The sequence below is a fragment of the Cutibacterium sp. LaCa_255 genome (assembly GCF_057458005.1).
The window spans coordinates 1-3,074 of sequence record NZ_CP190957.1 but is presented as its reverse complement, the minus strand read 5'-3'; the positions used below and the strand labels follow the sequence as shown (position 1 = coordinate 3,074).

At 63.3% G+C, this 3,074-nt stretch carries 6 protein-coding genes; 2 read left to right on the top strand and 4 right to left on the bottom strand.

What is annotated here, in order from left to right; translation table 11 throughout:
• Positions 1-509: 509 nt before the first annotated feature.
• Complete coding sequence (locus ACP8ML_RS12620) at positions 510-689, bottom strand: hypothetical protein (RefSeq protein WP_486703077.1); 180 nt, start codon at positions 687-689, stop codon at positions 510-512.
• A gap of 373 nt (positions 690-1,062) precedes the next feature.
• Between ACP8ML_RS12620 and ACP8ML_RS12615 the strand changes: the two genes are divergently transcribed.
• Positions 1,063-1,305, top strand: coding sequence for a toxin (locus ACP8ML_RS12615; protein WP_147318445.1), 243 nt, complete (start codon positions 1,063-1,065; stop codon positions 1,303-1,305).
• Positions 1,306-1,318: 13 nt separating this feature from the next.
• Positions 1,319-1,543, top strand: a complete 225-nt coding sequence (locus tag ACP8ML_RS12610) for a hypothetical protein (protein WP_253255529.1) — start codon at positions 1,319-1,321, stop codon at positions 1,541-1,543.
• On the opposite strand, the gene ACP8ML_RS12605 is transcribed toward ACP8ML_RS12610, so the two are convergent.
• From ACP8ML_RS12605 to ACP8ML_RS12595, 3 genes are read right to left on the bottom strand one after another with little or no spacing between them, the layout of a single operon-like run.
• Positions 1,521-1,850, bottom strand: coding sequence for a hypothetical protein (locus ACP8ML_RS12605; protein ID WP_117189789.1), 330 nt, complete (start codon positions 1,848-1,850; stop codon positions 1,521-1,523). The genes ACP8ML_RS12610 and ACP8ML_RS12605 overlap by 23 nt on opposite strands.
• A gap of 1 nt (position 1,851) precedes the next feature.
• Positions 1,852-2,175, bottom strand: a complete 324-nt coding sequence (locus tag ACP8ML_RS12600; protein ID WP_147318446.1) for a helix-turn-helix domain containing protein — start codon at positions 2,173-2,175, stop codon at positions 1,852-1,854.
• Positions 2,172-3,065: a replication initiation protein gene (locus ACP8ML_RS12595; RefSeq protein WP_486703076.1), complete on the bottom strand. Its 894-nt coding sequence runs from the start codon at positions 3,063-3,065 to the stop codon at positions 2,172-2,174. The genes ACP8ML_RS12600 and ACP8ML_RS12595 overlap by 4 nt, the downstream gene beginning before the upstream one ends.
• Between the last annotated feature and the right edge of the window lie 9 nt (positions 3,066-3,074).

The following is a 3,074-nucleotide window of genomic DNA, read 5'->3' as shown; positions in this document are numbered from 1 at the left end:
ATGGCACTGAAAGGCATAAACTGTCAATAGTAGGCCACGAACCAAGTCAGATAATTCCGGGGTCTGGGGGTCCCCCAGGGGGATTTCTCTGCAGGAGCGCAGCGACTTCCTCCCCCGCCTGGCCTTCCCCCGCTCAAGCTCCCCCCATACCCGGCTCCCCAGCTGCCTCTGTTGTATGAGGGAGGCATAAGGCTGGGGTCGTGCTTCGGGTTGACGACTGCTCAGCGGTCAGAGCTTCCCAGGGGATGTCCCCAGCTCTGCCGAGCCGGGGACACCCCACCACGTGGGTGCCCCTTCACTCGCAAGCTCACTCAGGGTCCCCTCATTTCATCGCACTATTTGCACAGTTTGTGCCGGGGGTGATCGGGGCCGTTCCGGGACGCTGGGGGGCACTCTCCCGGACGCCCGGAGTCGTCGTGGGTACTTCGTTGAGTCGGGTGCTGTTCGGGCTTCAGCGGGGCGCACAGAGGCTCTGAGGGGGCAAGCAGCCCGGAGGGTTGCGCGGCAGCTTAGGCGGGGTAGCGCGAGGGGATGGCCCGTAGTTGCTCGCGGTAGTGCCGGTTTTGGTTGACGAGTCGGTTGCGTTCCTGGTCGGATCGGGCGAGTTTTCTCTCCGCGGTCTGAGCGCGAGTCAGTGCCGCGTCTCGTTGTCGTCGCATCTCGGTGAGTTGTCGGGTCAGTTCCGCAATTCGGGCTTGTTGACCTGAGTCGATGCGCACGACGCGGACCGGTGCCGACACGTGTTCGGCTGCTCTGCGTTCGTCTCGGGCGCGTCGGCGGCACTCGTTTGAACACCAGATTCGGGGACGACCTCGGCCCGAATGCGGCTCGATGAGGTGGCCGCATCGGGGGCACTGCTGGGGCGCTACCTGCTGACTCACGGACCCAGTTTATTTCAGCCGGACGAAAACCCCCGAGCTGGCGCTCATGTATGCAAGAGGTGTGTCCCAGTTTCTCAGGTTCGATTCAGGGAATCTTAAGGATTCTCAGGAAGGTTGATGTGCGGGTCTCGTCATCCACGAGTCCGCAGGACCGTGGGTGGCGTGTGGTTGGGTGATGCACGTGGAGTTTGAGTTCAAGTCGTCGGCGTTTCGGCACGGATGTTGTGCGGAGGACATCGAAGCAGCGTGGCGTCAGTGGCTTACGGACTTCATTGAAGGTGATCATCCGGTGAAGGTGATTCGGCTGGGTTTCGATCAGGCGGGCCGGTTGTTGGAAATCGGGGCGCATACGCTGGAGGATGAGGGCAGGGTGATCGTGTTTCATGCGATGCCTGCACGTAAGCGGTACACCGATGCGATCTGAGGGGAGGTCCGCAATGACAGACACAGACATGAGCGCCCACGATGAGGCGATTGCTGACGACTTCGAGCGAGGATGGTCAAGTGAACGTATCGCGGCCTCCCAACGCGCGTGGGGTCCTGCGGTGTCTGATGGGCTACCAGTGTGGTTGAACAGACAGCTGGCCGAACGTGCTCATGCTGAGGGACGCAGTGAACTGGGGATCATTCAGGAAGCTCTCACTCGCTACCTTGCCGCTTGAGCTGGTCGCGGAGGGCGCGTTGATAGGGCGTTAGCAGCGCCTCGGGCATGTGGGTGACTTTGAGGGCCTCCAGGGCCTCGCGGTCGTCGTCGCTGATGTGGGTCTGCATGTGGTTGCGTCCGGCGGTCGTGGCGAGTCGGCTGTTGGTCACGTCGGTGCCGACGGCGCCGCACACGGGGCATTCCCACCGCACGCCAGCGCCGGAGGGCAGAACCACCGCTTCGAGAACTTTGCCGTCCAGGTACTCGCGACGGAGGCGAGCCCATTCACGAGCCCACGCTTTTTTCTGCTCGCCGTAAGTGCTCATGTCATGACACCTCGTCAAGGTCGATGTCGAACAGGGTCGGCCCCTTGGCGGCCTCCTCGGCCTCCCTCGCCCGTTCCTTGCGGGCACGGTAGGCGAGCTGCTTCACGTTCGATTCCGTGGTGCCGTAGTGCCTGGCTGTTTCAGGCCATGTGTGGTCTTGGTCGTCGTGGTAGGCGCGGATCTCTTCCCTACGCTGTTTTTGCTCGCGGATGTATTGGCTGCGTGGCATTGATGTCCATCGTCGGATGCTGCGTGGTGACAGCCCGGTGATCTCGGCTGCTTCTCGGATGGTGCGTCCGTTGCGTGGGACCCGGTAGTCGCTCATAGCTTCTCCAGCTTTTTGTCACGAATACGGCGGCGGGTAGCCCCGCCTTTGCGGCCGCGTGCGGCTTGGATGGTGAGGAAGGTGGTTTGTGTGGCTGTGCTGGATTGAATCCATAGGCGGGATTCTGTGGTGATCCAGCCGGTGATGGATCGGGCGATGCACGCGGCTTCGGAGTCGGGCAACGGTTCGGTGTAGTCGGCGTTGAGGGCGGTGACGTGGGCGGCGATCGCGTAGCCGAGGTCGGCGGCGTCTCGGGGGGTGGGGTGTTCGTGGCGTAGCCGGATGCGTCGCGCTTCCTGGTAGGCCCACACACGAGCGGTCTCGAAGATCGCGCAGTTGCGGCCCAGACCTGCCGGATTTTTCCGGCGGGTCCGCCGCCATGAGGGCGGAGGCATGAGACCCACGTCAGACAGGCCGGCGTCCAGTTCACCGAGGCTGTAGAGGTGGTTGGTGATCCAGTGGGTGTCCCAGGCGGGGTGCTCGGGGTTCTTGGTGATGAGCCCTGAGTACCCGGCGTCCCCGTCGACAGACCGGCGTAGCCCCTCGGTCACGGCGGCGGCATAGGCCAGGGGCTTGCGGTGGGCGTACTCGGTGCGGGGTATCGCTGTTTTGAGTGCCCACACAGCGTGGGCGTGGCCGTTAGCCGGGTTCTCAACGACAGCGTTGGGCAACCATTGGCGTCGGTCCCACAGGGCGCGCATGAGGGCGTCCTCGTGGTCGCAATCAACGACCAGCAAGTTGGAAATTGCTTGCGGGTTGGCCTCGATGTAGCGCACACCAAGCGCACGTGACCGGCTCATGCGGTAGATGCCCGTGGCTAGATCGTCGGTGGCGAGCGGCCACAGTGGCAACCACATCTGTTCCCACTGCTCTGTGCATGCCGCGTCCATGGGATCAGC